The organism is Streptomyces sp. NPDC051636 (genome assembly GCF_044453765.1).
Taxonomy (GTDB): Bacteria; Actinomycetota; Actinomycetes; order Streptomycetales; family Streptomycetaceae; genus Streptomyces.
This window is the reverse complement of sequence record NZ_JBITDA010000015.1, coordinates 35,585-60,176: the sequence shown is the minus strand read 5'-3', so window position 1 is coordinate 60,176 and position 24,592 is coordinate 35,585. Positions and strand designations below refer to the sequence as shown.

General features: G+C 71.7%; 27 protein-coding genes. 15 read left to right on the top strand and 12 right to left on the bottom strand.

The annotated features are described in order from the left end of the window. Nucleotides 1–161: 161 nt before the first annotated feature. Complete coding sequence (locus ACIBBH_RS24960; protein WP_399408105.1) at nucleotides 162–1,175, bottom strand: ABC transporter permease; 1,014 nt, start codon at nucleotides 1,173–1,175, stop codon at nucleotides 162–164. 107 nt (nucleotides 1,176–1,282) lie between these two features. Between ACIBBH_RS24960 and ACIBBH_RS24955 the strand changes: the two genes are divergently transcribed. The 8 genes from ACIBBH_RS24955 to ACIBBH_RS24920 all read left to right on the top strand — a co-directional run bounded on the left by ACIBBH_RS24955 (nucleotide 1,283) and on the right by ACIBBH_RS24920 (nucleotide 8,398). Next, the gene (locus ACIBBH_RS24955) at nucleotides 1,283–1,912 is read left to right on the top strand and encodes a TetR/AcrR family transcriptional regulator (RefSeq protein ID WP_399408103.1); all 630 of its coding nucleotides are present in this window, start codon (nucleotides 1,283–1,285) and stop codon (nucleotides 1,910–1,912) included. Nucleotides 1,913–2,044: 132 nt separating this feature from the next. Next, a complete protein-coding gene (locus ACIBBH_RS24950; RefSeq protein WP_389426120.1) occupies nucleotides 2,045–2,347 on the top strand; it encodes an urease subunit gamma in 303 nt (100 codons plus the stop codon). Nucleotides 2,348–2,358: 11 nt separating this feature from the next. Beyond that, entirely contained in the window at nucleotides 2,359–2,670 is a 312-nt protein-coding gene (locus ACIBBH_RS24945; protein ID WP_399408101.1) for an urease subunit beta, read from the top strand. Continuing rightward, a complete protein-coding gene (locus ACIBBH_RS24940; protein ID WP_399408099.1) occupies nucleotides 2,663–4,384 on the top strand; it encodes an urease subunit alpha in 1,722 nt (573 codons plus the stop codon). The genes ACIBBH_RS24945 and ACIBBH_RS24940 overlap by 8 nt, the downstream gene beginning before the upstream one ends. Continuing rightward, complete coding sequence (locus tag ACIBBH_RS24935) at nucleotides 4,384–5,058, top strand: urease accessory protein UreF (RefSeq protein ID WP_399408097.1); 675 nt, start codon at nucleotides 4,384–4,386, stop codon at nucleotides 5,056–5,058. Before ACIBBH_RS24940 ends, ACIBBH_RS24935 begins: the two co-directional genes overlap by 1 nt. Before the next feature lie 161 nt (nucleotides 5,059–5,219). After that, nucleotides 5,220–5,900: an urease accessory protein UreG gene (ureG, locus tag ACIBBH_RS24930; protein ID WP_399408095.1), complete on the top strand. Its 681-nt coding sequence runs from the start codon at nucleotides 5,220–5,222 to the stop codon at nucleotides 5,898–5,900. Beyond that, nucleotides 5,897–6,655, top strand: coding sequence for an urease accessory protein UreD (locus ACIBBH_RS24925; RefSeq protein WP_399408093.1), 759 nt, complete (start codon nucleotides 5,897–5,899; stop codon nucleotides 6,653–6,655). The genes ureG and ACIBBH_RS24925 overlap by 4 nt, the downstream gene beginning before the upstream one ends. Before the next feature lie 147 nt (nucleotides 6,656–6,802). Continuing rightward, nucleotides 6,803–8,398 carry an alpha/beta hydrolase gene (locus ACIBBH_RS24920; protein WP_399408091.1) on the top strand — a complete coding sequence of 532 codons (1,596 nt, stop codon included), beginning with the start codon at nucleotides 6,803–6,805 and terminating at the stop codon, nucleotides 8,396–8,398. A 67-nt stretch (nucleotides 8,399–8,465) separates the two neighbouring features. Here the strand turns inward: ACIBBH_RS24920 and ACIBBH_RS24915 are convergent, their stop codons facing one another. Beyond that, nucleotides 8,466–9,191, bottom strand: a complete 726-nt coding sequence (locus ACIBBH_RS24915; RefSeq protein ID WP_399408089.1) for a lysophospholipid acyltransferase family protein — start codon at nucleotides 9,189–9,191, stop codon at nucleotides 8,466–8,468. Between the two features lie 235 nt (nucleotides 9,192–9,426). On the opposite strand from ACIBBH_RS24915, the gene ACIBBH_RS24910 reads away from it, so the two are divergent. Beyond that, entirely contained in the window at nucleotides 9,427–9,846 is a 420-nt protein-coding gene (locus tag ACIBBH_RS24910) for a CBS domain-containing protein (protein ID WP_399408088.1), read from the top strand. A 58-nt stretch (nucleotides 9,847–9,904) separates the two neighbouring features. Here ACIBBH_RS24910 and rocD read toward each other — a convergent pair whose 3' ends face one another. From rocD to ACIBBH_RS24895, 3 genes are all read right to left on the bottom strand, one after another. Continuing rightward, on the bottom strand, nucleotides 9,905–11,125 hold the full coding sequence (rocD, locus tag ACIBBH_RS24905) for an ornithine--oxo-acid transaminase (protein ID WP_399408086.1): 1,221 nt from the start codon (nucleotides 11,123–11,125) through the stop codon (nucleotides 9,905–9,907). Beyond that, the gene (gene ddaH, locus ACIBBH_RS24900; RefSeq protein WP_399408084.1) at nucleotides 11,122–11,952 is read right to left on the bottom strand and encodes a dimethylargininase; all 831 of its coding nucleotides are present in this window, start codon (nucleotides 11,950–11,952) and stop codon (nucleotides 11,122–11,124) included. The genes rocD and ddaH overlap by 4 nt, the downstream gene beginning before the upstream one ends. 125 nt (nucleotides 11,953–12,077) lie before the next feature. Next, nucleotides 12,078–12,593 (bottom strand): Lrp/AsnC family transcriptional regulator, encoded by a 516-nt coding sequence (locus ACIBBH_RS24895; RefSeq protein ID WP_399408082.1) that lies wholly within the window; start codon nucleotides 12,591–12,593, stop codon nucleotides 12,078–12,080. Between the two features lie 77 nt (nucleotides 12,594–12,670). Between ACIBBH_RS24895 and ACIBBH_RS24890 the strand changes: the two genes are divergently transcribed. The 4 genes from ACIBBH_RS24890 to ACIBBH_RS24875 are packed head-to-tail and all read left to right on the top strand — an operon-like array spanning nucleotide 12,671 to nucleotide 16,754. Then, complete coding sequence (locus tag ACIBBH_RS24890; RefSeq protein ID WP_399408080.1) at nucleotides 12,671–13,426, top strand: LytR/AlgR family response regulator transcription factor; 756 nt, start codon at nucleotides 12,671–12,673, stop codon at nucleotides 13,424–13,426. 10 nt (nucleotides 13,427–13,436) lie between these two features. After that, entirely contained in the window at nucleotides 13,437–13,826 is a 390-nt protein-coding gene (locus ACIBBH_RS24885) for a hypothetical protein (RefSeq protein ID WP_399408079.1), read from the top strand. Between the two features lie 13 nt (nucleotides 13,827–13,839). Next, entirely contained in the window at nucleotides 13,840–15,552 is a 1,713-nt protein-coding gene (locus ACIBBH_RS24880; RefSeq protein WP_399408077.1) for a cation acetate symporter, read from the top strand. After that, a complete protein-coding gene (locus ACIBBH_RS24875; protein WP_399408075.1) occupies nucleotides 15,549–16,754 on the top strand; it encodes a sensor histidine kinase in 1,206 nt (401 codons plus the stop codon). The genes ACIBBH_RS24880 and ACIBBH_RS24875 overlap by 4 nt, the downstream gene beginning before the upstream one ends. A gap of 12 nt (nucleotides 16,755–16,766) precedes the next feature. On the opposite strand, the gene ACIBBH_RS24870 is transcribed toward ACIBBH_RS24875, so the two are convergent. The 5 genes from ACIBBH_RS24870 to ACIBBH_RS24850 form a co-directional block, all read right to left on the bottom strand. Further along, nucleotides 16,767–16,937, bottom strand: coding sequence for a hypothetical protein (locus ACIBBH_RS24870; protein ID WP_361435722.1), 171 nt, complete (start codon nucleotides 16,935–16,937; stop codon nucleotides 16,767–16,769). A gap of 55 nt (nucleotides 16,938–16,992) precedes the next feature. Further along, complete coding sequence (locus ACIBBH_RS24865; protein WP_399408073.1) at nucleotides 16,993–17,943, bottom strand: cytochrome c oxidase assembly protein; 951 nt, start codon at nucleotides 17,941–17,943, stop codon at nucleotides 16,993–16,995. Nucleotides 17,944–18,064: 121 nt separating this feature from the next. Then, entirely contained in the window at nucleotides 18,065–19,090 is a 1,026-nt protein-coding gene (locus ACIBBH_RS24860; RefSeq protein WP_399408071.1) for a 6-phosphofructokinase, read from the bottom strand. Between the two features lie 215 nt (nucleotides 19,091–19,305). Continuing rightward, nucleotides 19,306–20,034, bottom strand: a complete 729-nt coding sequence (locus ACIBBH_RS24855; RefSeq protein ID WP_399408069.1) for a type 1 glutamine amidotransferase — start codon at nucleotides 20,032–20,034, stop codon at nucleotides 19,306–19,308. A gap of 20 nt (nucleotides 20,035–20,054) precedes the next feature. Next, a complete protein-coding gene (locus tag ACIBBH_RS24850; RefSeq protein ID WP_399408067.1) occupies nucleotides 20,055–21,293 on the bottom strand; it encodes a MurT ligase domain-containing protein in 1,239 nt (412 codons plus the stop codon). A 151-nt stretch (nucleotides 21,294–21,444) separates the two neighbouring features. Here ACIBBH_RS24850 and def point away from each other — a divergent pair, with 151 nt between their 5' ends. Next, nucleotides 21,445–21,984 (top strand): peptide deformylase, encoded by a 540-nt coding sequence (gene def, locus ACIBBH_RS24845; protein ID WP_399408065.1) that lies wholly within the window; start codon nucleotides 21,445–21,447, stop codon nucleotides 21,982–21,984. On the opposite strand, the gene ACIBBH_RS24840 is transcribed toward def, so the two are convergent. Next, complete coding sequence (locus ACIBBH_RS24840; RefSeq protein WP_399408063.1) at nucleotides 21,985–22,629, bottom strand: TetR family transcriptional regulator; 645 nt, start codon at nucleotides 22,627–22,629, stop codon at nucleotides 21,985–21,987. A 171-nt stretch (nucleotides 22,630–22,800) separates the two neighbouring features. On the opposite strand from ACIBBH_RS24840, the gene ACIBBH_RS24835 reads away from it, so the two are divergent. Further along, a complete protein-coding gene (locus tag ACIBBH_RS24835; protein WP_399408061.1) occupies nucleotides 22,801–24,027 on the top strand; it encodes an acyl-CoA dehydrogenase family protein in 1,227 nt (408 codons plus the stop codon). A 12-nt stretch (nucleotides 24,028–24,039) separates the two neighbouring features. Here the strand turns inward: ACIBBH_RS24835 and ACIBBH_RS24830 are convergent, their stop codons facing one another. Continuing rightward, complete coding sequence (locus ACIBBH_RS24830; protein ID WP_399408059.1) at nucleotides 24,040–24,561, bottom strand: cupin domain-containing protein; 522 nt, start codon at nucleotides 24,559–24,561, stop codon at nucleotides 24,040–24,042. Between the last annotated feature and the right edge of the window lie 31 nt (nucleotides 24,562–24,592).

Below are 24,592 nucleotides of genomic sequence, written 5' to 3'. Positions count from 1 at the left end.
CTCCCGGGTCCGCGACGTCCCGTCCGCTCCGCGCGAACGGCAGCGCTCGGGTGTCGCGGCGGAGCACCGCGGGTGTGACGCGCTGCAGCCGGGCGGCCATGGCTGTGCGGCCGGTGACTGTGCGGTCGTCACCGTATGGCCGTCGGAGACACCCGTGGCGGTCAGCCGGCTGGGGCGAGTTCCCTCTCGGTGGTGGGCGCGGTGTTCGTGGCCCGGGTCTTCAGTGCCCCGCCGACCAGCACCGCGCCCAGGCCCAACGCCGCCCACCACGTCAGGGTGAGGGCCGGGACGGTCGCCGCCGCGCCGTCGAAGAAGGACACCGAGCGCAGCAGCGTCGCGCCCGCCCCCGGCGGCAGCCACTGGCCGATGGTCCCCACCGGCTCGGGCAGCATCTCGGGAGCCGAGGAGGCGCCGGAGAACGGGTTGCCGAACAGCATGATCACGCTCGCCGTGATCCCTGTTCCAGCCTGGCCGACCAGGGCGGCCAGTCCGGCGACGGCACCGCTCACGGCCAGCGTCGACAACCCCAGCGCCGCCGCCTCCGCCCACCAGTCGCCGGTGAGCACCCCGAGCCAGCTGTGCGCGATCCCGGCCGCGGCCATGCCCACCAGGGCGGCGGCGCCGACCAATGCGCCCGCCGCACGCGCCCCGCGCAGGCCCAGCAGAGTCACCATCGCACCCGCGGCGATCCCGGCCAGGGCGAGCGGCAGCACGCTCGCCGTCAGCGCCGCGCCGCGCGGATCCTTCGCCGGGGTGGGGACGACGTCGACGGTCCGGATCGCCGTACCGCCGGCGGAGGTGCGCTCCGCCACCGCCTGCTGGAGGAACTGGGCGACCAGCGGGCTCGCGGCGGACGCGGTGAGCAGTTCGGGATTCTTGCCGGTGACGACGATCGCGCCGTATACGGTCCGGTCCGCGATGGCGTCCCGGGCCGCGGCCTCGTCGGCGTAGCGGTGGATCTCGAACGCGCCGTCCCGCTGCCGCAGTTGCCGCTCCAGCGGCGCCGTCGCGGCGGCCGGACCGGCCACTCCGAGGGGAAGATCGCGGGGTGCGGTACGGGCGGTCGGCCAGGCGAAGGCCCACAAGGCCAGGGTCGCCAGGAGCGGGACGAGGACCACGACGGCGATCAGGCGGCGGGCGGGAGACCTGGTCGGGGCGGTGGATGCGGTGGACATGGGAGCTCTCCCCGTAAAAAGAAGGATCGTTCGTTTTAGATGTGTCACCACCGTGGCGCCCGCCGGTGTCGCTTGTCAAGAAGGAATGTTCGTTTTAGATTGTCGCCATGGCACGCGTCTCCCAGGCCCACCTCGACGCCCGCCGCCGCCAGATCCTCGACGGCGCCGCGCTCTGCTTCGCCCGCAACGGCTTCCACGCCACCTCCGTCCAGGACGTGCTGAAGGAGACGGGCCTGTCCGCCGGCGCCGTGTACCGCTACTTCAGCGGCAAGGAGGAGCTGATCGGCGCGATCGTCGGCGAGGTGCTCGATGTGCTGCGGGAGACCTACGAGGCCGCGGCCGTGGAAACCCCGCCGCCGCTGCCCGACGTACTGATCTCCCGGGCCCTGGAGCGGCTCAGGGAGGTCAGGCCCGGAGGCCTGGAGGGCGGCCAGTGGGTCTTCTCGCGGCTGCTCGTCCAGGTGTGGACGGAGGTTCTGCGCAACGACGAGCTGGCTGTCCAGGTCCGGGCGGGCTACGACGCGGTGCGGGTCGCCTGGGGCAGGGTCGTGGGGAGCTACCGGTCCGCGGGCCTCATCGCTCAGGAGGCCGACGCCGATGCCATGGCGCGGGTGATGATCGCGCTGGCCCAGGGGTACACAGCCCAGCTGGCCGTCATCGAGGAGATGCACGACCGGATCCTCCAGGAGGGTCTACGGGCGTTGATGAGCATGCGCGACCCGCGCGCCGGCGGCTGAAGGATCACAGGACGGTTAACGTGCCCGAAATCCGCTCGCACTAGCCTGCCGATCCACGCCACCAGGGACTTTGCCCCGTGGCAGCGGCAGCCGGACCCCGCACGGTCCGGAGCGAGGACTGTGAGGTGGGACGTGCAACTGACCCCGCACGAGCAAGAGAGGCTGCTGATCCACGTCGCGGCCGACGTCGCCGAGAAGCGCCGGGCCCGTGGGCTGAGGCTCAACCACCCCGAGGCGATCGCTCTCATCACCTCGCACATCCTCGAAGGCGCACGTGACGGCCGTACGGTCGCCGAGCTGATGTCCTCCGGCCGCAAGCTGCTCACCCGGGACGACGTCATGGAAGGCGTCCCCGAGATGATCCACGACGTCCAGGTCGAGGCGACCTTCCCGGACGGCACCAAGCTCGTCACGGTCCACGATCCGATCGTCTGAGGGGGCCGTCGATGATTCCCGGAGAGATCCTTTTCGCCGACGACCCGGTCGTCTGCAACGAGGGCCGCGAGGTCACCCGCCTCACCGTCCTCAACGCCGCCGACCGGCCGGTCCAGGTCGGCTCCCACTACCATTTCGCCGAGGCCAACCCGGGCCTGGAGTTCGACCGCGCCGCCGCGCACGGCAAGCGGCTGAACGTCGCCGCCGGCACCGCCGTGCGCTTTGAACCCGGTATCCCCGTCGACGTCGAACTCGTCCCGCTCGCCGGCGCCCGTGTCGTGCCCGGCCTGCGCGGGGAGACCGGAGGTGCCCTCGATGCCTGAGATCTCCCGTGCCGCGTACGCGGACCTGTTCGGCCCGACCGCCGGTGACCGGATCCGGCTCGCCGACACCGACCTGCTGATCGAGATCGAGGACGATCGTTCCGGCGGTCCCGGGCTCGCCGGCGACGAGGCGGTCTTCGGCGGCGGCAAGGTCATCCGCGAGTCCATGGGCCAGTCGCGTGCCACGCGCGCGGAAGGCACTCCCGACACGGTCATCACCGGTGCCGTCATCGTCGACCACTGGGGGATCGTCAAGGCCGACGTCGGCATCCGCGACGGCCGGATCACCGGGATCGGCAAGGCGGGCAACCCCGACACCATGGACGGCGTCCACCCGGACCTGGTCATCGGCCCCGAGACGGAGGTCATCGCGGGCAACGGGCGGATCCTCACCGCCGGCGCCATCGACGCCCACGTCCACTTCATCTGCCCGCAGATCGCCGACGAGGCGCTCTCGGCCGGCATCACCACGCTGGTCGGCGGCGGCACCGGTCCGGCGGAGGGTTCCAAGGCCACCACCGTCACCCCCGGTCCCTGGCACCTGGCCCGGATGCTGGAGGCGATGGAGCAGTACCCGCTCAACATCGGCTTCCTCGGCAAGGGCAACACCGTCTCGCACGAGGCGATGCTCTCGCAGATCCGCGGCGGCGCGCTGGGCCTGAAGCTGCACGAGGACTGGGGCTCCACCCCGGCCGTCATCGACGCCTCGCTGACCGTCGCCGACCGCACCGGCATCCAGGTCGCCATCCACACCGACACCCTCAACGAGGCCGGGTTCGTGGGCGACACGCTCGCCGCGATCGCCGGGCGCGGCATCCACGCGTACCACACCGAGGGCGCGGGCGGCGGGCACGCGCCGGACATCATGACCGTGGTCTCGGAGCCGCACGTGCTGCCCAGCTCCACGAACCCGACGCGGCCGTTCACCGTCAACACCGCCGAGGAACACCTCGACATGCTGATGGTGTGCCACCACCTCAACCCGGCCGTCCCCGAGGACCTGGCCTTCGCCGAGTCCCGGATCCGTCCGTCGACGATCGGCGCCGAGGACATCCTGCACGACCTGGGCGCGATCTCGATCATCTCCTCCGACTCCCAGGCCATGGGGCGCGTGGGCGAGGTCGTCCTGCGGACCTGGCAGACGGCACACGTGATGAAGCGGCGGCGCGGCGCGCTGCCCGGTGACGGGCGGGCCGACAACCGGCGGGTGCGGCGGTACGTCGCCAAGTACACGATCAATCCGGCGCTCGCGCAGGGGCTGGCCCGGGAGATCGGATCCGTCGAGTCCGGCAAACTCGCCGACCTGGTGCTGTGGGAGCCCGCGTTCTTCGGGGTCAGGCCGCACCTTGTGATCAAGGGCGGCCAGATCGCGTACGCGCAGATGGGAGACGCGAACGCGTCGATCCCGACGCCGCAGCCGATCCTGCCTCGGCCGATGTACGGGGCGATCGGGCGGGCGCCCGCCGCCAACTCCTTCAACTTCGTGGCACCGCTCGCCATCGACGACGGGCTGCCGGAGCGGCTCCAGTTGGGCAAGCGCTTCGTCGCCATCGAGTCGACGCGCGGGGTGACCAAGGCGGACATGAAGGAGAACGACGCCCGGCCGCGCGTCCGGGTCGACCCCGACAGCTTCGCCGTGCACATCGACGGGGAGCTGGTCGAGGCGACACCTGCGGCCGAACTGCCCATGGCCCAGCGTTACTTCCTCTTCTGATGTCCAGGGCAGCACTTCTCGTCCTGGCCGACGGCCGCTTTCCCGCCGGGGGGCACGCGCACTCCGGCGGGGCGGAGGCCGCCGTCAAGGCCGGGCGGATCAGCGGGGGCGTGAGCCTGGAGGACTTCTGCCGGGGGCGGTTGCACACCGCAGGGCTCGTGGCGGCGGCGGTCGCCGCGGCTGCCGTCCTCGGCGTGGACCCCGTGGAACTGGACGCGGCGGCGGACGCGCGGACGCCGTCGCCCGCGTTGCGGATTGCCGCGCGACGGCTGGGGCGGCAGATGATGCGGGCGGCGCGGGCGGCGTGGCCGTCCGCTGAACTCGCCGCCCTGGCAGGGCAGTTCCCCAAGGGTGCCCATCAGCCGGTGGTGCTGGGAGTTGCGGCGCGGGCGGCGGGGCTGGGGCCGGACGACGCGGCGTACTGCGCGGCGTACGAGAGTGTGAGCGGGCCTGCGACGGCGACGGTGCGGTTGCTGAGTCTGGACCCCTTTGACGCCACTGCCGTGCTGGCCCGGCTGGCGCCGCAGCTGGATCGCGTCGCGGATCGGGCGGTGGATGCGGCGCGGCGGGTGGCCGACGAGGGTGTTGACGCCCTGCCCGCGTCGTCGGCGCCGTTGCTGGAGGTCGGTGCGGAGTGGCATGCCGGCTGGCCTGTGCGGCTGTTCGCGTCTTAGGGGCTCGTCCCCTTCGACCCCGCCAGAGGGCTCCGCTCCCTGGACCCCCGTTCGGCCTGAACGGCCTCGTCCGCAAACGCCGGACGGGCTGGGAATGGTCAGGCCGGCTGAGAAGCAGTACGCCCGATGGGCGCTTGAGCAGACAGTTTGGAGCCGTCTCCATGCATCTCGAACACACTCACACCCACGAATCCCCCGCCCTCAGCGCCGACGCCCGCCGCCCCGACGGCACCCGCCGCGCCCTGCGGATCGGGCTCGGCGGGCCCGTCGGGTCCGGGAAGACCGCCACCGTCGCCGCCCTCTGCCGGGCTCTGCGGGACGAGTTGTCGCTGGCCGTCGTCACCAATGACATCTACACGCGCGAGGACGCCGAGTTCCTGCTGCGGGAGGCCGTGTTGCCGCCTGAGCGGATCACGGCCGTGGAGACCGGCGCCTGTCCGCACACCGCGATCCGGGACGACATCTCCGCCAACCTCGAAGCGGTGGAGGACCTGGAGGACGAGGCCGGGCCGTTGGACCTGATCCTGGTGGAGTCGGGTGGGGACAATCTGACCGCGACCTTCTCCAGGGGGCTCGTCGACGCGCAGATCTTCGTCATCGACGTCGCCGGGGGTGACGACATCCCGCGCAAGGGCGGGCCCGGGGTGACCACCGCCGATCTGCTCGTCGTCAACAAGACCGACCTCGCGCCGTACGTCGGCTCCGACCTCGTGCGGATGGCCGCCGACGCGAAGGCGCAGCGGGCCGAACTGCCGGTGGTCTTCCAGTCGCTGAGGAGCGAGGCGGGCGTGGCGGAGGTGGCCGGCTGGGTGCGCGCGCGGCTCGCGGCGTGGACGGCATGACCGCGACCGGGGTGCGGGCCACCGCACGGATCGTCGCCCGGGTCGACGGGCGGGGCGGTACCGCGCTGCCGGTGCTGGACGGCGAGGGGCCGCTGGCGCTGCGCCGCACGCGGGCGAGCGGAGCCGAGGCGCGGGTCATGCTCGTCGGCGCGATGAGCGGGCCGCTCGGCGGTGACCGGTTCGCCGTGGAGGCGGAGGTGGGGGAGGGGGCCCGGCTGCATGTCGGGTCCGCCGCCGCGACCATCGCGCTGCCGGGGCAGGTGAAGGGGGAGGCCCGGTACGGCGTGCGGCTCGATGTCGCCGACGGCGGTGAACTGCGTTGGCTGCCCGAGCAGTTGATCTCTGCTCGGGGAAGTGACCTGTACGTCACCACGCGCGTCGATCTCGCGGCCGGGGCCCGGCTCGTGCTGCGCGAGGAGCAGGTGCTGGGGCGGGCCGGGGAGGAACCCGGGCGGCTCACCAGCCGTCTCACGGTGCGGATCGCGGGGCGTGCCGTACTCGACCAGGAGCTGGCCTGCGGGCCCGGCGCCCCGGGTGGCTGGGACGGGCCCGCCGTGCTCGCGGGACATCGTGCTGTCGGCCAGCTCGTCGTCGCACGGCCCGAGTTCGCGCGGGAACCGGTGGCGTCGCGGATGCTGGGGGAGGGCGCCGCCCTGGCCCCGCTCGCGGGGCCCGCCGTACTGGTGACCGCCGTCGCGGCCGACGCGCTGCGGCTGCGGCGGGTGCTGGACCAGGCGCTGGTGCTCCTGGCGTAGGGCGGCCCTCGGTGGTGGTCCGCTGAGCGGTGCCTGACCTCCCGGTTATCGGATTGGCAAAGAAGGTCAACAGCCCCTGTTCTCAGGCAGCTCACAGCCGCGAGGATCCCTCTGACCATTCACGACGAAACAGGGGGAGGGGCCCACTTGAGGGACAACAGCCCGAAGAAGCGCGTGCTGGCGCTCGGTTCGGCCGGAGCACTCGTCACGGCTACCCTGATAGCCGGCGCCGTATCGGCGCCCGCGGCCGGCGCGGCCGAGCGGCACGGCCAGGACCGCGAGGCGCGCGGCGCCGCGATCGCCGCGGCCCGGGCCGCCAAGGCCGGGATCGACTGGCAGGACTGCCCCGCCGACTGGGGGCTGGAGAAGCCGATCCAGTGCGGCTGGGTCTCCGTACCGCTGAACTACGCGAAGCCGTACGGCAAGCAGATCAAGCTCGCCGTCGACCGCATCGGCAACACGGGGACCAAGCAGGAGCGGCAGGGCGCCCTCGTCTACAACCCCGGCGGTCCGGGCGGCTCCGGCATGCGCTTCCCGCGCCGGGTCACCACCAAGAACCCCCTGTGGGCCAACACCGCCAAGGCGTACGACTTCGTGGGCTTCGACCCGCGCGGCGTCGGCCACTCGGCGCCCATCTCCTGCGTCGACCCGCAGGAGTTCGTCAAGGCGCCCAAGGCCGACCCGGTGCCCGACACCGAGGCCGACAAGACCGCCCAGCGCAAGCTCGCCCACGAGTACGCCGACGGCTGCTACGAGCGCAGCGGCGCGATGCTGCCGTACATGACCACGCCGAACACCGCCCGCGACCTGGACGTCGTCCGCGCCGCCCTCGGCGAGAAGAAGCTCAACTACCTCGGCGTCTCCTACGGCACCTACCTAGGCGCCGTCTACGGCACGCTCTTCCCGGGCCACGTCCGCCGGATGATCGTCGACAGCGTGGTCAACCCCTCGCGCGAGAAGATCTGGTACCAGGCCAACCTGGACCAGGACGTCGCCTTCGAGGGCCGCTGGAAGGACTGGGAGGACTGGGTCGCCGCCAACGACGCCACCTTCCACCTCGGCACCACCCGCGCCGCCGTGCAGGCCAAGTGGCTGCAGCTGCGCGCCACGGCCAAGAAGAACCCCATCGGCGGACTCGTCGGCCCGGCCGAGCTGATCTCCTTCTTCCAGAGCGCCCCGTACTACGACTCCTCGTGGGTGCCGGTCGCCACGGTGTTCGGCAAGTACGTCGCCGGTGACACCCAGGCGCTGGTCGACGCCGCCGCCCCCGATCTCACGGACACCGCGGGCAACATCGCCTCGGAGAACGGCAACGCCGTCTACACCGCCGTCGAGTGCACGGACGCCAAGTGGCCCACCAGCTGGCAGAAGTGGGACCGCGACAACACGCGGCTCAACACGGACCACCCGTTCATGACCTGGGCCAACGCATGGATGAACCTGCCGTGCGCGACCTGGCCCGTCAAGCAGCGGACACCGGTGGACGTCAAGACCCACCAGGGCCTGCCGCCGGTCCTCATCGTGCAGTCCACGCGGGACGCCGCCACCCCGTTCGGCGGTGCCGTCGAACTGCACAAGCGCTTCAAGGGCTCCCGTCTGATCACCGAGAGGGACGCGGGCTCCCACGGCGTGACCGGCCTGGTCAACCCCTGCGTCAACGACCGCGTGGACACCTACCTGCTCACCGGCAAGCTGGACACCGCGGACGTCACCTGCGCGCCGCACGCGACGCCCAAGCCGTAACCGCATCCGCCGCTACACCCCCCGAGGGGCGGCCGGGAATCCGGCCGCCCCTCGGGCATGCCGGCGGTCAGCTCAGCGGCAGCCGGGGGCGGCGGCGCTCCTTCTCCGCCTGCACCGCCGCCTGCTCCGCCTTGACGACGGCCGCGTACTGGTCGACGTACTCCTGCTCGGACAGCGACAGGATCGCGTACATGATCTCGTCGGTGACGGCCCGCAGGACGGCCTTCTCGTCCTCCATGCCCGCGTAACGGGAGAATTCGAGGGGCTTGCCGAAGCGAATGACGACCGGGTGGACGTGCGGGATGACCTTGCCCGGGGGCTGGGCCTCGAAGGTGCCGATCATGGCGCAGGGGATGACCGGGACCCCCGCCTTCAGCGCCATCACCGCGACCCCGACCTTGCCCTTGTAGAGGCGGCCGTCGTGCGAACGGGTGCCCTCCGGGTAGATGCCGAGCAGCTCACCCTTGCGCAGCACTCCGAGCCCCTCCCGGATTGCGGCCTGCCCCGCGTCCTTGCCGGAGCGGTCGACCGGGATCTGCCCGGCGCTGCGGAAGAAGGCCGCGGTGAGCCGGCCCTTGATGCCCGGGCCCGTGAAGTACTCGGCCTTGGCGAGGAAGGTGATGCGCCGTTTGAGTATCGCGGGCATCAGGAAGTGGTCCGAGAACGACAGATGGTTGCCTGCCACGATGGCCGGGCCGGACGACGGCACGTGCTCCAGGCCCTCGATACGCGGCCGGAAGACGAGCCTCAGCAGCGGTCCCAGCACCACGTATTTGAGCAGGTAGTAGAACAAGGGGGGGCGCTCCTCACTTGTCCGGATCGGCTCAACCGCAGCGTTCTCGCAGGTCAACCGGCTCGTGAGGTGCCAGTGTAAGTGCAGGCGCGCTCGCGGGAAACCGGGACCGGCCGTTTCGGCCTGCTGTTACTCGTCGGTAGGCCGATGAGTCACGTGCGGCCCCGCCCCGGTCGGGTACCCGGCCGTTGCGCGGTGCGGGAACGCACCGCGGGACCTGACGAAGGGAGGCGTCATGGCTCAGCACGTACGCGACATCATGACCAGCCAACTGGTGACGGTGGAACCGCAGACGTCGGTGACGACGGTGGCCCGCCGGATGCGTGACGAGAACATCGGAGCCGTCCTGGTGACCGAGGGCGACGAGCTGCGCGGCCTGGTCAGCGACCGCGACCTGGTGGTGCGCGCGCTGGCGGAGGGCGGCGACCCGGAGCAGAAGACGGTCGCCGCCGCATGCAGCGACGATCTCGTCACCGTGACCCCCGACGAGGACCTCGACCGCGCGGTGCGGCTGATGCGGGAGCACTCGGTCCGCCGCCTGCCGGTCGTCGACCACGGCCACCCGGTGGGCATCGTGTCCCTCGGCGACATGGCCATCGAGCGCGACCCGGAGTCGGCGCTCGGGGACATCAGCGCGGCGCAGCCCAACCAGTAGGACCCCAGGTCGCCGTTCGGGGCGCCGGCGTGTCGCCGGCCCCCGCGGCGTCCCGCCGTCAGGCGGCCAGCACCTTCGCCAGGGACTCCAGTGCCGACCGGAGTTCGTCCTCCGTGATGGTCAGCGGCGGCGCCAGCCGGATCGTGGAGCCGTGGGTGTCCTTGACCAGGACGCCCTCCCGCATGAGGCGTTCGCTGACCTCGCGGCCGGTGCCCATGGCGGGGTCGACGTCGACGCCCGCCCACAGCCCGCGCGAGCGGAAGCCGACCACGCCCCGGCCGACCAGCTCGGTCAGCCCGGCGCGCAGGACCACACCCAGCTCGGCGGCGCGGCGCTGGAATTCGCCCGTCTCCAGCAGCTCGACCACCGCCGTGCCGACCGCCGCCGCGAGGGGGTTGCCGCCGAACGTGGAGCCGTGCTCGCCCGGCCTCAGCACGCCGAGCACCTCACGCCGGCCCACCACCGCCGACACCGGCACGATCCCGCCGCCCAGCGCCTTGCCGAGCAGCACCAGGTCCGGGACGACGTCCTCGTGCTCCACGGCGAGCGTGCGGCCGGTGCGGCCCAGGCCCGACTGGATCTCGTCGGCGACGAACAGGCAGCCCTTGCGCCGGGTCAGCTCACGGACACCGCGCAGATAGCCGTCGGCCGGGATCATGACCCCCGCCTCGCCCTGGATCGGCTCGATCAGCACGGCCGCCGTCGTCTCGTCGACCGCCTCCTCCAGCGCGGCCAGGTCGTTGTACGGGATGATCCGGAAGCCCGGCGTGAAGGGCCCGAAGCCGGCGCGGGCCGTCTCGTCGGTGGAGAAGCCGACGATCGTCGTCGTACGGCCGTGGAAGTTCTCCGCCGCGACCACGATCGTCGCCCGGTCGGCCGGGACGCCCTTCACCTCGTACGCCCACTTGCGGGCCACCTTGATGCCGCTCTCCACCGCCTCGGCGCCGGTGTTCATCGGCAGCACCATGTCCTGACCGGTCAACTCCGCGAGCCTCTCGGCGAATTCGGCGAGCCGGTCGTTGTGGAAGGCGCGCGAGGTCAGGGTCAGCTGGTCGAGCTGGCGGTGGGCCGCCTCGGTCAGGGCCGGGTGACGGTGGCCGAAGTTGAGCGCCGAGTAGCCGGCCAGCATGTCCAGGTAGCGGCGGCCCTCGACGTCCTCGACCCAGGTGCCCTCGGCACGGGCGACGACCACCGGCAGCGGGTGGTAGTTGTGCGCGAGGACCGGCTCCTCGGCACGGATCAGGTCCTCGGACGTACGGGCGCGCGCGGGTGCGGTCATGAGCGGATCTCCTGGGTGCAGCACTTGATGCCGCCGCCGGCCTTGTGGAACTCCGACAGGTCGACGGGGACGGGGACGTAGCCGTGGTCGGCGAGGCGGGCGGCGAGGGCCTCGGCCCGCGGCGCGATGAAGACGTGCCGGCCGTCGGACACGGAGTTCAGGCCGAACGCCATCGCGTCGTCGCGGGTCGCGAGCACCGCGTTCGGGTAGAGGTGCGCCAGCACCTCCCGGCTGCCCGGCGAGAAGGCCTCCGGGTAGTACACGATGTTGTTGTCGTTGCTGTCGTTGCCGTCGTCCAGAACGAACAGCGCCGTGTCCAGGTGGTAGAAGTACGGGTCCACCAGCGTCAGGCTGATCACCGGATGGCCGAAGAACTCCTGCACCTCGCGGTGCGCCTCACGGGTCGTACGGAAGCCGGTCCCGGCCAGCAGGTACCGGCCCGTCCACACCAGGTCGCCCTCGCCCTCGCAGACGGCCTCGGGACGGTGGACGTCGAAGCCCGCCGACTTGAACCACGTGTCGTAGTGGACCGACTCCGGGCGCCGCTCGGGCGCGTGGAAGAGGGAGCCGAAGACCCGGCCGCCGACGACGACCGCCGAGTTCGCGGCGAAGACCATGTCCGGCAGGCCGGGGGCCGGATCCACGGCGTCCACGGTGTGGCCGTGGGCACGGTAGGCGCTCATCAGCGCCTGCCACTGCTCCCGGGCCAGGTCCACGTCGACGCGGGTGTCGGGACGCATCCAGGGATTGATCGCGTACTGCACGGCGAAGTGTCTGGGTTCGCAGACGAGGAAGCGCCGAGGGCGCGGCACACGGCTGTCGGGCACAGAGGTGTTCCTCCGCTTTCCTGCGGTGTCGACTGAGGGGTGACACCAAGGTAGGAAGGGACGGATACGCTCGACAAGGAACGACAGCTGCGCATGTGCGCAGGAATGCTGCGTTGTGTGCCGGATCAGCGCACGTCTGCTGCGTGGTCTCCGGTCTCCTGCGGGGCCGCGTGGGTGGCACCCGCCTCCGGGCTCTCCGGGAGGAGGTGGGACAGCACCATCACGCTGATCGTCTTCCGGATGAACGGCTCCGTACGGATCCGCTCCAGCACCTCCTCGAAGTGCTCCACGTCCCGCGCCCGCACGTGCAGCAGCGCGTCCGCGCCGCCCGTCACGGTCATGGCGGCGGTGATCTCCGGATGGTTGCGCACCACCTCCGCGAGCCGCCGCGGCGGGGCCGCGCCCTCGCAGTACACCTCCACGTACGCCTCCGTGCGCCAGCCCAGCGCCGACGGTTTCACCGTGGCCGTGAACCCCGTGATCACGCCCGTGTCCCGCAGCCGGTCCACACGCCGTTTGACCGCGGTGGCCGACAGCCCGACCGCCGAGCCGATCTCGGCGAAGCTGGTCCTGGCGTTCGCCATCAGCGCGGTGATGATCTTCCGGTCGAGCTCGTCGAACGGGACGGTCCTGCTGTTCATGTCGGCACTGTATCCAGCGGGAACGTCCGCACCCGGCAGATGTCCAGGCATGCGGATTCCTCCTACACTCCACGTTCATGCTGCGCGCCCTCGCCGTCGACGACGAACGCCCCTCGCTCGAGGAACTCCTCTACCTGCTCAACGCGGACCCGCGCATCAGCAGCGCCGAGGGCGCCGGGGACGCCACCGAGGCGCTGCGCCGTATCACCCGCGCCCTGGAGTCCGGGCCGGCCGGGCCCGACGCCGTCGACGTGGTCTTCCTCGACATCCAGATGCCCGGCCTGGACGGCCTGGAGATGGCCCGGTTGCTCACCGGGTTCGCCCGGCCGCCGCTGGTCGTGTTCGTCACCGCCCACGAGGACTTCGCCGTACGGGCCTTCGACCTCAAGGCGGTCGACTACGTGCTCAAGCCCGTCCGCAAGGAACGACTGGCCGAGGCCGTCCGCCGGGCCGCCGAACTGCGCGGCACCGTGCCGCCGATCCCCGTGCACGAGCCCGACCCCGACCGGATACCCGTCGAACGCGGCGGGGTGACCCGCTTCCTGGCGGTCGACGACATCACCCACGTCGAGGCGCACGGCGACTACGCCCGGCTGCACACCGGCCGCGGCAGCCACCTCGTCCGCATCCCGCTGTCCGCCCTGGAGGAACGCTGGCGGGCCCGCGGGTTCGTCCGCATCCACCGCCGTCACCTCGTCGCCCTGCGCCACATCGGCGAACTCCGTCTGGACGCGGGCACCGTGAGCGTCCTGGTCGGCGGTGAGGAACTCCAGGTCAGCCGGCGGCACGCCCGCGAACTGCGGGACCTGCTGATGCGCCGGACCGCCGGTTAGGGAGGCCGCAGTGGAACCCACCGAGCGCCGCGTCACCGTCACCGGACCGCCCCGCCGCACCCTCCCCCGCGCTCGGCTTCGCTCGCGCGGGCGGTACCCCCACGCCTCCGGCTACTACCGGCCACGCACCGAGATCGACGAGCTGACCACCCTCGGCCACACCTACGTCCGCTCCCTGATGCGCACCCAGCTGCGCGCCGCCCTGACCGGCTTCTCCGTCCTGGTCCTGCTCGTCGGCCCGCTCCCGCTGGTCTTCGCGGCGGCCCCGGACGCCCGCCGCCTGGCCTGGGCGGTGCTCGGCTTCTGCCTGTACGCGCCGCTGATCCTGCTCGGCCGCTGGTACGTGCGCCGCGCCGAACGCAACGAGCGCGACTTCGTGCGCCTGGTGGAGGACCGATGAACGACGAGGACCGATGAACTCCGGTTACGCGGTGCCCGCCGTCGCCCTCGTCGTCGTGGCGACCGTTCTCGTCGGCGCCTTCGGCCTGCGCATCTCCCGCACCACGTCCGACTTCTACGTCGCCTCGCGCACCGTCGGCCCCCGCCTCAACGCGGCGGCCATCAGCGGCGAGTACCTCTCCGCCGCCTCCTTCCTCGGCATCGCAGGCCTGGTCCTGGTGCAGGGCCCGGACATGCTCTGGTACCCGGTGGGCTACACGGCCGGCTATCTGGTCCTGCTCCTCTTCGTCGCCGCCCCGCTGCGCCGCTCCGGCGCCTACACGCTGCCGGACTTCGCCGAGGCCCGGCTCGCCTCGCAGGGCGTGCGTCGGCTGGCCGGGGCCTTCGTGGTCGGCGTCGGCTGGCTGTACCTGCTGCCCCAACTCCAGGGCGCAGGGCTGACGTTGGCGGTGCTCACCGGTGCCCCCGACCCACTCGGCGGGCTCATCGTGGCCGCGGTCGTGGTGGCGACCGTCGCCGCGGGCGGCATGCGCAGCATCACCTTCGTCCAGGCCTTCCAGTACTGGCTCAAACTGACCGCGCTCCTCGTTCCCGCCCTCTTCCTCGTCCTCGCCTGGCAGGCCGACGGCGGCCCGCGGCCCGCCTTCGGGGAACCGGCCGGCTTCCGCGAGCAGCGCACCGTCCGCCTCGAGGACACCGTCGACCTGCGCCTCGACAAGCCGCTCACCGTCACCGTCACCGGCACGGTCGACGGCCGCGCCCACGACGACACCCGGCTCCGCCTGGCCACCGGTACCCACCGCATCGAGCAGGGCACCCGCCTCACCTTCGCCCGGGGCGCCCCCCTTCCCGTCGCCGGCCGGGGCGGCAACGGCGGCATGTCCACCTCACTGGCCGCGAGCCGCGAGGAACGCCCGCTGTACGCCACGTACGGACTGATCCTGGCCACCTTCCTCGGCACCATGGGCCTGCCGCACGTCGTCGTCCGCTTCTACACCAGCCCGCACGGCGTCGCCGCCCGCCGCACCACGGTCGCCGTCCTCGCCCTGATCGGCGCCTTCTACCTGCTGCCGCCCGTGTACGGGGCCCTGGGCCGCGTGTACGCCCCCGAGCTCACCCTCACCGGCGACGCGGACGCCGCCGTCCTGCTGCTGCCCGGCCGCATCATCGGCGGCGTCGGCGGCGACCTGCTGGGCGCGCTGGTCGCGGGCGGAGCCTTCGCCGCGTTCCTGTCCACGGCGTCCGGGCTGACCATGGCGGTCGCCGGGGTGCTCACCCAGGACGTGCTGCCCTCGCGCGGGGTGCGGCACTTCCGGCTCGGCACGGTGCTGGCCATGGCCGTACCCCTGGCGGCCGGCACGCTGGTGGGCGGGCTGCCGGTGGCCGACGCGGTGGGCCTGGCCTTCGCGGTCTCGGCGTCCTCCTTCTGCCCGCTGCTCGTCCTCGGCATCTGGTGGCGGCGGCTGACCCCGCCCGGCGCGGCCGCGGGCATGGTGGTGGGCGGCGGCTCGGCGTTCCTCGCCGTCGCCGCGACCATGGCCGGCTTCCCGGGCACCGGCTCGCCGCACGCCCTGCTCGCCTGGCCCGCCCCGTGGTCGGTGCCGCTGGGCTTCCTCACCATGGTCCTGGTGTCCCTGGCCACCCCGGCCCGGGTGCCTCCCGGCACAGCGGCGATCCTGGCCCGCTTCCACCTGCCCGAGGAGCTGCGCGCCGAGGTGAAGGCATGAGCGGCTTCCTCGCGGGCCTGTGCGTCGCCGTGCTGCCGCTGCTGGCGGGCGGTTTCTGGCTCGGGCGGCGCACCGCCCGCCCGGAGACCCTGGCCGGCCTCGGCACGCCGGTGGAGCACGCGACCTTCCAGACGCTGCACACCGCCTCCCTGGCGGCGCCCCCGCTGCGGGCCGGGCTGACCGAGGAGACCGCCCGCAGGTCGGCCCGCGGGCTGCGCACGCTGCTGGGCACGGACGCGCTGTGCCTCACCGACCTCAAGGAGGTCCTGGTCTGGGACGGCGTGGGCGGACACCACCGCGCCGAGATCATGGAGCGGCTGGCGGGGCCGCTGGAGACCGGCCGCGGTGAGGCGTTCCGGCTGACCTGCGCCACCCCCGACTGCCCGGTCCGCTGGGCGGTGGTCGCGCCCCTCACCGTCGACGACCGGGTGCACGGCGCGCTCGTCGCCTGCGCGCCGCGCGAGTCGGCGGTCCTGGTCCGGGCCGCCGGTGAGGTGGCCCGCTGGGTGAGCGTCCAACTGGAGCTCGCGGACCTCGACCAGTCCCGGACGCGACTCATCGAGGCCGAGATCAAGGCCCTGCGCGCCCAGATTTCCCCGCACTTCATCTTCAACTCGCTCGCGGTGATCGCCTCGTTCGTGCGCACCGACCCCGAACGCGCCCGCGAACTCCTGCTGGAGTTCGCCGACTTCACCCGCTACTCGTTCCGCAGGCACGGCGACTTCACCACCCTGGCCGACGAACTGCACGCCATCGACCACTACCTGGCGCTGGTGCGGGCCCGCTTCGGCGACCGCCTCTCCGTCACCCTGCAGATCGCCCCCGAGGTGCTGCCGGTCACCCTGCCCTTCCTGTGCCTGCAGCCCCTTGTCGAGAACGCCGTCAAGCACGGCCTGGAGGGCAAGTCCGACGCCTGCCACATCCAGATCACCGCGCGGGACGCGGGCGCCGAGGCACTGGTCGTCATCGAGGACGACGGCGTCGGCATGGACCCCGCCGTGCTGCGCCGCATCCTCGCCGGGGAGGGCGGCCCCTCGGGCGGCATCGGCCTGTCCAACGTCGACGACCGGCTCCGCCAGGTCTACGGCGACGACCACGGCCTCGTCATCGAGACCGCGGTCGGGGCGGGCATGAAGATCACCGCGAGGCTGCCCAAGTACCAGCCGGGAGTGCACTCGGCGGGACGGCTCGGGACCGGGTGACCGCCGGGGTGCTCAGGGGCTCTGGGTCACGATCATCGCGAGCGTGAGCAGTCCGAGGACGACCCAGCCGAACCACAGCCAGCCGTTGCTGCCGAGCGCCACCGTGTAGGCCGTCACCACGACGAGTCCGCCGACGGTGAGCACCCCCATGGCCTTCGTGGAACCGTTCGTGGAACCGGGCATCGCACCAGCCTCCTCAGGGTCCGTCCCTCCATGGTGCCCCGTGTTCCCGGCTTTCTCAGCCCTCCCGTGCGTTCAGTGAGGCCAGGTACGCGTTGTACGCCTCCAGCTCCTGGTCCCCGTCCCGGTCCGCGGCCCGGTCCTTGCGCTTGGCCTGCCGCTGCTCCGAGCCGTACCACTGGAACAGCAGCGCGATCAGCACCAGCACGGACGGGATCTCGCTGAACGCCCAGGCGATGCCGCCGGCCGCGTTCTGGTCGGAGAGCGCGTCGATGCCGAGCGAGGCGGGCGGATTCCTGAACGTCTCCACCATCGGCGTGGAGGCCATCATCAGCGCGATCCCGAAGAACGCGTGGAACGGCATGCCCGCGAACAGCTCCAGCATCCGCATCAGGTGCCCCGGCCGGTACGGCCCCGGGTCCACGCCGATGATCGGCCAGAAGAACACCACGCCCACCGCGAGGAAGTGCACCATCATCGCGACGTGCCCCGTCTTCGACCCCATCAGGAGGTCGAAGACCGGCGTGAAGTACAGCGCGTACAGACTCGCGATGAACAGCGGGATCGTGAACGCCGGATGCGTGACGACCCGCATGTACCGGCTGTGCAGCAGCGCCAGCAGCAGCTCGCGCGGACCCTTGCGCCCCTGGCCCGCGGTCGGCAGCGCGCGCAGCGCGAGGGTGACCGGGGCGCCGAGGAGGACCAGGATCGGCGACAGCATGCTGATCACCATGTGCTGCACCATGTGCACGCTGAACATGACCATGCCGTAGTCGTTCAGCCCGGTGCACATCACCAGCCCGATGGTCAGCACACCGACGGCGTACGAGACCGTCCGGCCCACCGGCCACGCGTCACCGCGCCGCCGCAGCCGCACCACACCCCAGCCGTACAGCCCGAGCCCCACCAGGCAGGCGACGAGGAAGAACGGGTCCGCCGACCACTGAAGACCCCGCCCCAGCGTGAACGGCGGCAGATCCATGATCATGCCGTGCCCGCTGTGATGCATCCGCCGGCTCCTGATTCGTGGGGGTTGTGCGCTGTCTGTCCACAGCTGTCTGTCCGCACCCCAGAGTAGGACCGCCCCCGGTCACGGGTGTGACCGGGGGCGGTGTTCACGCACAGGTGGCCTACAGGACGCACTCCGCTTCCTCGTACCGCTCCTGCGGCACGGTCTTGAGCGTCTCCACCGCCTCCGCCAGCGGCACCATCACGATGTCCGTGCCGCGCAGCGCGGTCATCTTGCCGAACTCCCCGCGGTGCGCGGCCTCCACCGCGTGCCAGCCGAAGCGGGTCGCCAGGACGCGGTCGTACGCGGTCGGCGTGCCACCACGCTGCACGTGCCCGAGGATCACCGGCCGCGCCTCCTTGCCGAGCCGCTCCTCCAGCTCGACGGAGAGCTGCCGGGCGATCCCGGCGAACCGCTCGTGGCCGTAGATGTCCTTGCCGCCCTCGTCGAACTCCATGGAGCCGGCCTTCGGCTTGGCGCCCTCGGCCGCCACCACGATGGCGAACCGCTTGCCCGCCTCGAAGCGCTCGCCGACCTTCCGGGCCAGCTCCTCGATGTCGAAGGGGCGTTCCGGTACGACGATGGCGTGGGCGCCCGCCGCCATGCCGGAGTGCAGGGCGATCCAGCCGGTGTGGCGGCCCATGACCTCCACGATCAGCACGCGCTGGTGGGACTCGGCGGTGGTCTTCAGCCGGTCCAGGGCCTCGGTGGCGACACCGACGGCCGTGTCGAAGCCGAAGGTGACGTCCGTGACCGCGATGTCGTTGTCGATCGTCTTCGGCACGCCCACGATGGGCAGACCGTTGTCCGACAGCAGGCGGGCCGCCTTCAGCGTGCCCTCACCGCCGATCGGGATGATCGCGTCCAGGCCGAGCTCCTCGACATGGCCCCTGGCTCGCGTCACACCGTCCCTGAGGTGCTCCGGGCGGACCCGGGAGGAGCCGAGGATGGTACCGCCGCGCGCCAGGATGCCGCCCACGGCGTCGAGGTCGAGCTTCAGATAGTCGCACTCCAGGAGGCCTTTCCAGCCGTCCCGGAACCCGATGACCTCGTCGCCGTGGTCGGCGACGGCACGGTGCACGACGGACCGGATGACGGCGTTCAGGCCGGGGCAGTCGCCGCCGGACGTGAGGACACCAATGCGCATAGCCCGAATAACCTTCTCAACGTGGGCCGGGAAACCGGACCACGCTGTCCGGCTGGATCCCGGCCACCCTACCGGCGTGAGGGGGTGGCTCCGTAGCGGGCGTCCGCCTGCTGGACGCGCCCGCACATGTGAGCGGACGCAGTGTCAGGCGGGCCCACGGACAACCCTGCCGGAGGGAGCCTGAAGGCGACTTGAATACCTCTGGACCGGCCGGTTCAGGCGGGCTGCTGCGCGGACGCGATGCGCTCGTTGCGCAGCGCCTCGTACCACCGGTCGTCGACCGGCGGCAGCGCGTTGACGTCCAGCGCCAGCTTCAGCAGCAGGTCGGCGATCTGCGGGTTGCGGGCGAGGACGGGCCCGTGCATGTACGTACCGAAGACGGTGTCGTTGTACGCGCCCTCGGTGCCGTCACCCGTACCGTTGCCCTTGCCCAGGCGGACCTGGGCGAAGGGGCGGGCGGTGGGGCCGAGGTGGGTGACGCCCTGGTGGTTCTCGAAGCCGGTCAGCTGGGGCAGGCCCAGGCGCGGGTCGATGTCGGCGAGGACGTCGCCGACGCACCGCTCGCCCTCGCCACGCGTCGTGGTCACGTCGAGCAGGCCCAGGCCGGGCTCGCGCTGGCCGAGGTCGTTGACGAACTCGTGGCCGAGGATCTGGTAGCCGGCGCACACCGCGAAGACGATCGCGCCGTTCTGCACCGCCTGGTACAGGTGCCCGTCGCGGCGCAGCCGCTCGGCCGCGAGCCGCTGCGGCCGGTCCTCACCGCCGCCGATCAGGTAGATGTCGCCGGAGGTGGGGATCGGCTGGTCGCTGCGCACGTCGAGCCGCGCCACGTCCAGGCCGCGCTGCCGGGCCCGCCGCTCGACGACGAGCGCGTTGCCCTGGTCGCCGTAGGTGCTCAGCAGGTCGGGGTAGATCCACACCAGCCGCAGTTGGTTGTCGCTCATCAAGTGATCGTCCTTCGTGGTCAGTTGCCGACGCGGCGGCGCAGGTCCTGGAACGCGGTGTAGTTCGCGATGACCTCGACCCGGCCCGGCGGGCACGTCTGCACGGCCTGGTCCAGGTTCTCGCAGACCTGGAAGTGCTGGTTGGCGACCTCCAGGCGGACCGCGAGGTCCAGCTTCCGGTCGCCGATGACGAAGATCGGGTGGCCGGTCAGCCGCGTGTAGTCGACGTCCCACAGCCAGGAGGTGTCGGTGCCGTCGGCGCCGCGGGCGTTCACGGAGAGGATCACCGGGGCGGGCGGCGGGTCGATCAGGGAGAACGTCTCCAGCCAGCCGGCCGGGTTCTTCGCCAGCAGCAGACGCAGGTCACGGCCCTGGAACTGCACGACGTCGTACCGTCCCGCGACCGCCTGCACCTGGTACATCCGCTCCAGCGCGACCTGCGGCGGCACGCCGAAGACGGCGGCGACGGCCGCGGAGGAGGTGGCGTTGGCCTTGTTGGCGCGGCCCGGCAGCTGCAGGTGGATCGGCCAGGCGGAGCCGTGCGGGTCGAGCACGTGGTCCCCGGACAGCGCCCAGCTCGGCCTCGGACGGCGGAAGCCGCACTCGCCGCAGAACCAGTCGTCGCCCGGCCGCTGCATCACACCGCCGCAGGAGGGGCAGGACCAGGCGTCGTCCTTCCACATCTGCCCGGCGGCGACCCAGATCACATTGGGGGAGGAGGACGCGGCCCACACCACCAGCGGGTCGTCGCAGTTGGCGACGATGACGGCCTTCGTCCCGGCCAGGCCCTCACGCCAGTTCTCCGCCAGCATCCGGGTCTCGGCGGCGCGGTCGAGCTGGTCGCGGGAGAGGTTGAGCAGGGCGATGCACTTGGGGTCGGTGTCCCGGGCCACACCGGCCAGGTACTTCTCGTCGACCTCGATCACGCCGAACTTGGCGTCCGAGCCGCCCGCCAGCGCCGACGTGATGCCGGCCGGCATGTTGGCGCCCAGCGCGTTGGACACGACCGGGCCGGCGGCCCGCAGGGCCTCGGCGATGAGCCGGGTGGTGGTGGTCTTGCCGTTGGTCGCCGACACCAGGACGACGTCCAGGTTCTGGGCGAGCCGGGCGAGGAGGTCGGGGTCGAGTTTCAGTGCCACCCGGCCGCCGATCACCGATCCGCTGCCGCGCCCCGCGGCGCGCGACGCCGCCGCGACCGCCTTGCCCGCGGTCACGGCCAGCTTGGCCCGCGGCGTGAGCGGGTCCGAGTTGCCTGCCATCAGTTCTCGATCCTCCTTGCGTACGCGCCGCGCCTGAGCCATCCGGCAACGTGGTGTGGACCTGAAGCCTATCGAGCTTCACTCACCTGCCCGAACAGCGGCCCACGCCTGCGCGGCGGGCGTGGGCCGAAGGAACCGTACCCTTGCGGCCATGCGACACGGTTCCATTCCGGGCGCCCGCGGGCGGGTCCGGCCTCTCACCCTGCTCGGCGACCCGGTGCTGCACGCCCCCTGCGAGGAGGTCACCGACTTCGGCCCCGGACTCGTCCGGCTCGTGGAGGACTTGTTCGCGACGATGTACGCGGCGCAGGGCGTGGGCCTGGCCGCGAACCAGATCGGCGAGCCGGTGCGGGTGTTCGTCTACGACTGCCCCGACGACGAGGACGTGCGTCACCTCGGCCATGTGGTGAACCCCCGGCTGGTCGAGGCGGACGGTGTGGTCGTCCGCGGTCCCGAGGGCTGCCTGTCCCTGCCGGGGCTGGAGGCGGGGACAGAACGGTACGACCACGCGGTGGTCGAGGGTTTCACGGTGACGGGGGAGCCGGTCACCGTCCATGGCACGGGATGGTTCGCTCGGTGCTTGCAGCACGAGTGCGACCATCTCGGGGGCCGCGTTTACGTGGATCACCTCACGGGGTGGCGTAGGCGGAGGGTGCTGCGGCAGGCCGCGCGAGCGCCGTGGGGGCCGTGATCAGAACCCCGGGCCGCCGATCCTGTCGCCTGCCGCCGCCAAGCGGCCCCACAGCAGGTCGGCCAGGCTGCGAACCAATTCCGCGCGCGAGCAGGGCCGTTCCCCGAGCCACCAGTCACCGGCGGCATGCATCATGCCGACGATCCCATGCCCCCACACCCGGGCCAGTTGCTGACTGCCCGGCCCGAGATCCAGCCGCTCCTCGATGACCTGGGCCAGTTCCTCACCCATCCGCCGAAGCAGCGGAGCCGAATGCTTGCCGACGTCGAACCCCTGGTCACCCCCCTGACCGCCCTCCGCGGGGTGCATCAGGAACCGATAGACCTGAGGCCGAGCCTCAATGGCCGCAAGGTAGGTGTCCAACGTGGACTCGACCCGCTCCCGCCGCTCCGCCGGGGCGTCCAGCGCGGCCCGCAGGGAATCGAGCAGGGCGTCGGTGTGCCGCTTGGCCAAGGCGGCGTAAAGACCCCCCTTGTCGCCGAAGTGGCGGTACAGGATCGGCTTGGTGATACCCGCCTCCGCCGCGATGGCGTTCATCGAGGCCTGCGGGCCGTCGCGGAGCACCACCCGGTCGGCGGCCTCCAGCAGCTCGCGCCGTCGGCGGTCGGCGGATCGCTGCTGATCGGTCCGCTGCGTGGTGTCCATGTGTTCTCTCCCCGCCCGTGCTGATTCGGTGACGCCTGCGCAAACTAACACTGACCGCGGCCCTGACATCGAACGGGATGCCGAGAAGCGGCCGGGAGTTGACTTTTCCTACCGGCGAGTAACAGACTCCTGTTACCGCAGGTAACAGCACGTGCCGCCGCTGGAGGGGACATGGCCGAGTTCACCATGGAGCTCAACGACGAACAGAAGGAGGTCCGGGACTGGCTGCACGGCTTCGCCGCCGACGTCATCCGGCCCGCGGCCGCCGAATGGGACGAGCGTGAGGAGACTCCCTGGCCGGTCATCCAGGAGGCCGCCAAGGTCGGCATCTACTCCCTCGATTTCTACGCGCAGCAGTACTTCGACCCCACCGGCCTCGGCATCCCGATGGCCATGGAGGAGCTGTTCTGGGGCGACGCGGGCATCGCCCTGTCCATTGTGGGCACCGGTCTCGCCGCCGTGGGCGTTCTCGCCAACGGAACCGAGGAGCAGATCGGCACCTGGATACCCCAGATGTACGGCGACGCGGACGACGTCAAGGTGGCCGCCTTCTGCTCGTCCGAGCCCGACGCCGGTTCCGACGTGGCCTCGATGCGCACCCGTGCGGTCTACGACGAGGCGAAGGACGAGTGGGTGATCAACGGCACGAAGACCTGGGCGACCAACGGCGGCATCGCCAACGTCCACGTCGTCGTCGCCGTGGTCGACCCGGAGCTGGGCTCCAAGGGCCACGCCTCCTTCATCGTCCCGCCGGGCACGCCGGGCCTCGCGCAGGGCCAGAAGTTCAAGAAGCACGGCATCCGCGCCTCGCACACCGCCGAGGTCATCCTGGACAACGTGCGCGTCCCCGGCTCCTGCCTCCTCGGCGGCAAGGAGAAGCTGGACGAGCGCCTGGCCCGGGCCCGGGAGAGGGCCAAGGCGGGCGGGGAGCGGGTGAAGAACGCGGCGATGGCCACGTTCGAGGCGAGCCGCCCCGCGGTCGGAGCCATGGCGGTGGGTACTGCCCGGGCCGCCTACGAGGTTGCCCTCGACTACGCCAAGACCCGTGAACAGTTCGGCCGGCCGATCATCGACAACCAGGGTGTGGCCTTCCGGCTCGCGGACATGCGGACGCAGATCGACGCCGCCCGTCTGCTGGTCTGGCGCGCGTCCTGGATGGCGGTCAACGGCAAGCCGTTCACCGCGGCCGAGGGCTCGATGTCCAAGCTGTTCGCCAGCGAGACCGCCAAGAAGGTCACCGCGCAGGCGATCCAGATCCTGGGCGGCAACGGGTACACCCGTGAGTACCCCGTGGAGCGCATGCACCGGGACGCGGCCATCTACACGATCTTCGAGGGTACGAGCGAGATCCAGCGCCTGGTGATCGCGCGCACGTTGTCGGGCATGCCGATCCGGTAGCGCCGCAAGGGCTCACCGGTGCCTCAACGGCGTCAGCTGCTCGATGTCGTACTTGGCCCTCAGTTCCTCGATGGCCTGCTGGTCGGGCGGCCCCCCGTTCCCCAGGATCTCCAGCAGCTCCTCGAAATAGAGCTCGTGATCGGGCGGCGGAGACGCCTGGAAGAACATCTTCGCCGGGGCGTCCGTGGGGTTGGCGAAGGCGTGTGGGCAGCCGGGGGGTACGACGATGACCGTGCCCGGGGTCGCCCGGACCACCCGGCTGCCCGAACTCGACTCCCACTTCCGCCAGTTGTCGGGGGTACGGATGCGCGGCTCGAAGGCAAGGACGTCCAGCTCGCCCTCGAGCACGTAGAACAGCTCCTCGCTGCGTGTGTGCACATGGGCGCCCACGTCGAAGCCCGGCGGGACCTCCACCTCGAAGGTGGAGGCCATCCGCGAGTGCATGCCGGTCACCTTGAAGGTCACGCGCTGGGCCGGCGTCTGCACGACCCGGCCGTGGCCCGGTGGCACGAGCAGCCCCTCGGTCGCCGTCATCGATCGCTCACCTCCAGGTCACCGGAAGGGT

Bases quoted from the DNA above. Each gene is read 5' to 3' on its own strand.
- ACIBBH_RS24960 (WP_399408105.1), bottom strand. From the start codon at position 1,175: ATGTCCACCGCATCCACCGCCCCGACCAGGTCTCCCGCCCGCCGCCTG.
- ACIBBH_RS24955 (WP_399408103.1), top strand. From the start codon at position 1,283: ATGGCACGCGTCTCCCAGGCCCACCTCGACGCCCGCCGCCGCCAGATC.
- ACIBBH_RS24945 (WP_399408101.1), top strand. From the start codon at position 2,359: ATGATTCCCGGAGAGATCCTTTTCGCCGACGACCCGGTCGTCTGCAAC.
- ACIBBH_RS24940 (WP_399408099.1), top strand. From the start codon at position 2,663: ATGCCTGAGATCTCCCGTGCCGCGTACGCGGACCTGTTCGGCCCGACC.
- ACIBBH_RS24935 (WP_399408097.1), top strand. From the start codon at position 4,384: ATGTCCAGGGCAGCACTTCTCGTCCTGGCCGACGGCCGCTTTCCCGCC.
- ureG (WP_399408095.1), top strand. From the start codon at position 5,220: ATGCATCTCGAACACACTCACACCCACGAATCCCCCGCCCTCAGCGCC.
- ACIBBH_RS24925 (WP_399408093.1), top strand. From the start codon at position 5,897: ATGACCGCGACCGGGGTGCGGGCCACCGCACGGATCGTCGCCCGGGTC.
- ACIBBH_RS24910 (WP_399408088.1), top strand. From the start codon at position 9,427: ATGGCTCAGCACGTACGCGACATCATGACCAGCCAACTGGTGACGGTG.
- rocD (WP_399408086.1), bottom strand. From the start codon at position 11,125: ATGACCGCACCCGCGCGCGCCCGTACGTCCGAGGACCTGATCCGTGCC.
- ACIBBH_RS24895 (WP_399408082.1), bottom strand. From the start codon at position 12,593: ATGAACAGCAGGACCGTCCCGTTCGACGAGCTCGACCGGAAGATCATC.
- ACIBBH_RS24890 (WP_399408080.1), top strand. From the start codon at position 12,671: ATGCTGCGCGCCCTCGCCGTCGACGACGAACGCCCCTCGCTCGAGGAA.
- ACIBBH_RS24880 (WP_399408077.1), top strand. From the start codon at position 13,840: ATGAACTCCGGTTACGCGGTGCCCGCCGTCGCCCTCGTCGTCGTGGCG.
- ACIBBH_RS24875 (WP_399408075.1), top strand. From the start codon at position 15,549: ATGAGCGGCTTCCTCGCGGGCCTGTGCGTCGCCGTGCTGCCGCTGCTG.
- ACIBBH_RS24870 (WP_361435722.1), bottom strand. From the start codon at position 16,937: ATGCCCGGTTCCACGAACGGTTCCACGAAGGCCATGGGGGTGCTCACC.
- ACIBBH_RS24865 (WP_399408073.1), bottom strand. From the start codon at position 17,943: ATGCATCACAGCGGGCACGGCATGATCATGGATCTGCCGCCGTTCACG.
- ACIBBH_RS24860 (WP_399408071.1), bottom strand. From the start codon at position 19,090: ATGCGCATTGGTGTCCTCACGTCCGGCGGCGACTGCCCCGGCCTGAAC.
- ACIBBH_RS24855 (WP_399408069.1), bottom strand. From the start codon at position 20,034: ATGAGCGACAACCAACTGCGGCTGGTGTGGATCTACCCCGACCTGCTG.
- ACIBBH_RS24850 (WP_399408067.1), bottom strand. From the start codon at position 21,293: ATGGCAGGCAACTCGGACCCGCTCACGCCGCGGGCCAAGCTGGCCGTG.
- def (WP_399408065.1), top strand. From the start codon at position 21,445: ATGCGACACGGTTCCATTCCGGGCGCCCGCGGGCGGGTCCGGCCTCTC.
- ACIBBH_RS24840 (WP_399408063.1), bottom strand. From the start codon at position 22,629: ATGGACACCACGCAGCGGACCGATCAGCAGCGATCCGCCGACCGCCGA.
- ACIBBH_RS24835 (WP_399408061.1), top strand. From the start codon at position 22,801: ATGGCCGAGTTCACCATGGAGCTCAACGACGAACAGAAGGAGGTCCGG.
- ACIBBH_RS24830 (WP_399408059.1), bottom strand. From the start codon at position 24,561: ATGACGGCGACCGAGGGGCTGCTCGTGCCACCGGGCCACGGCCGGGTC.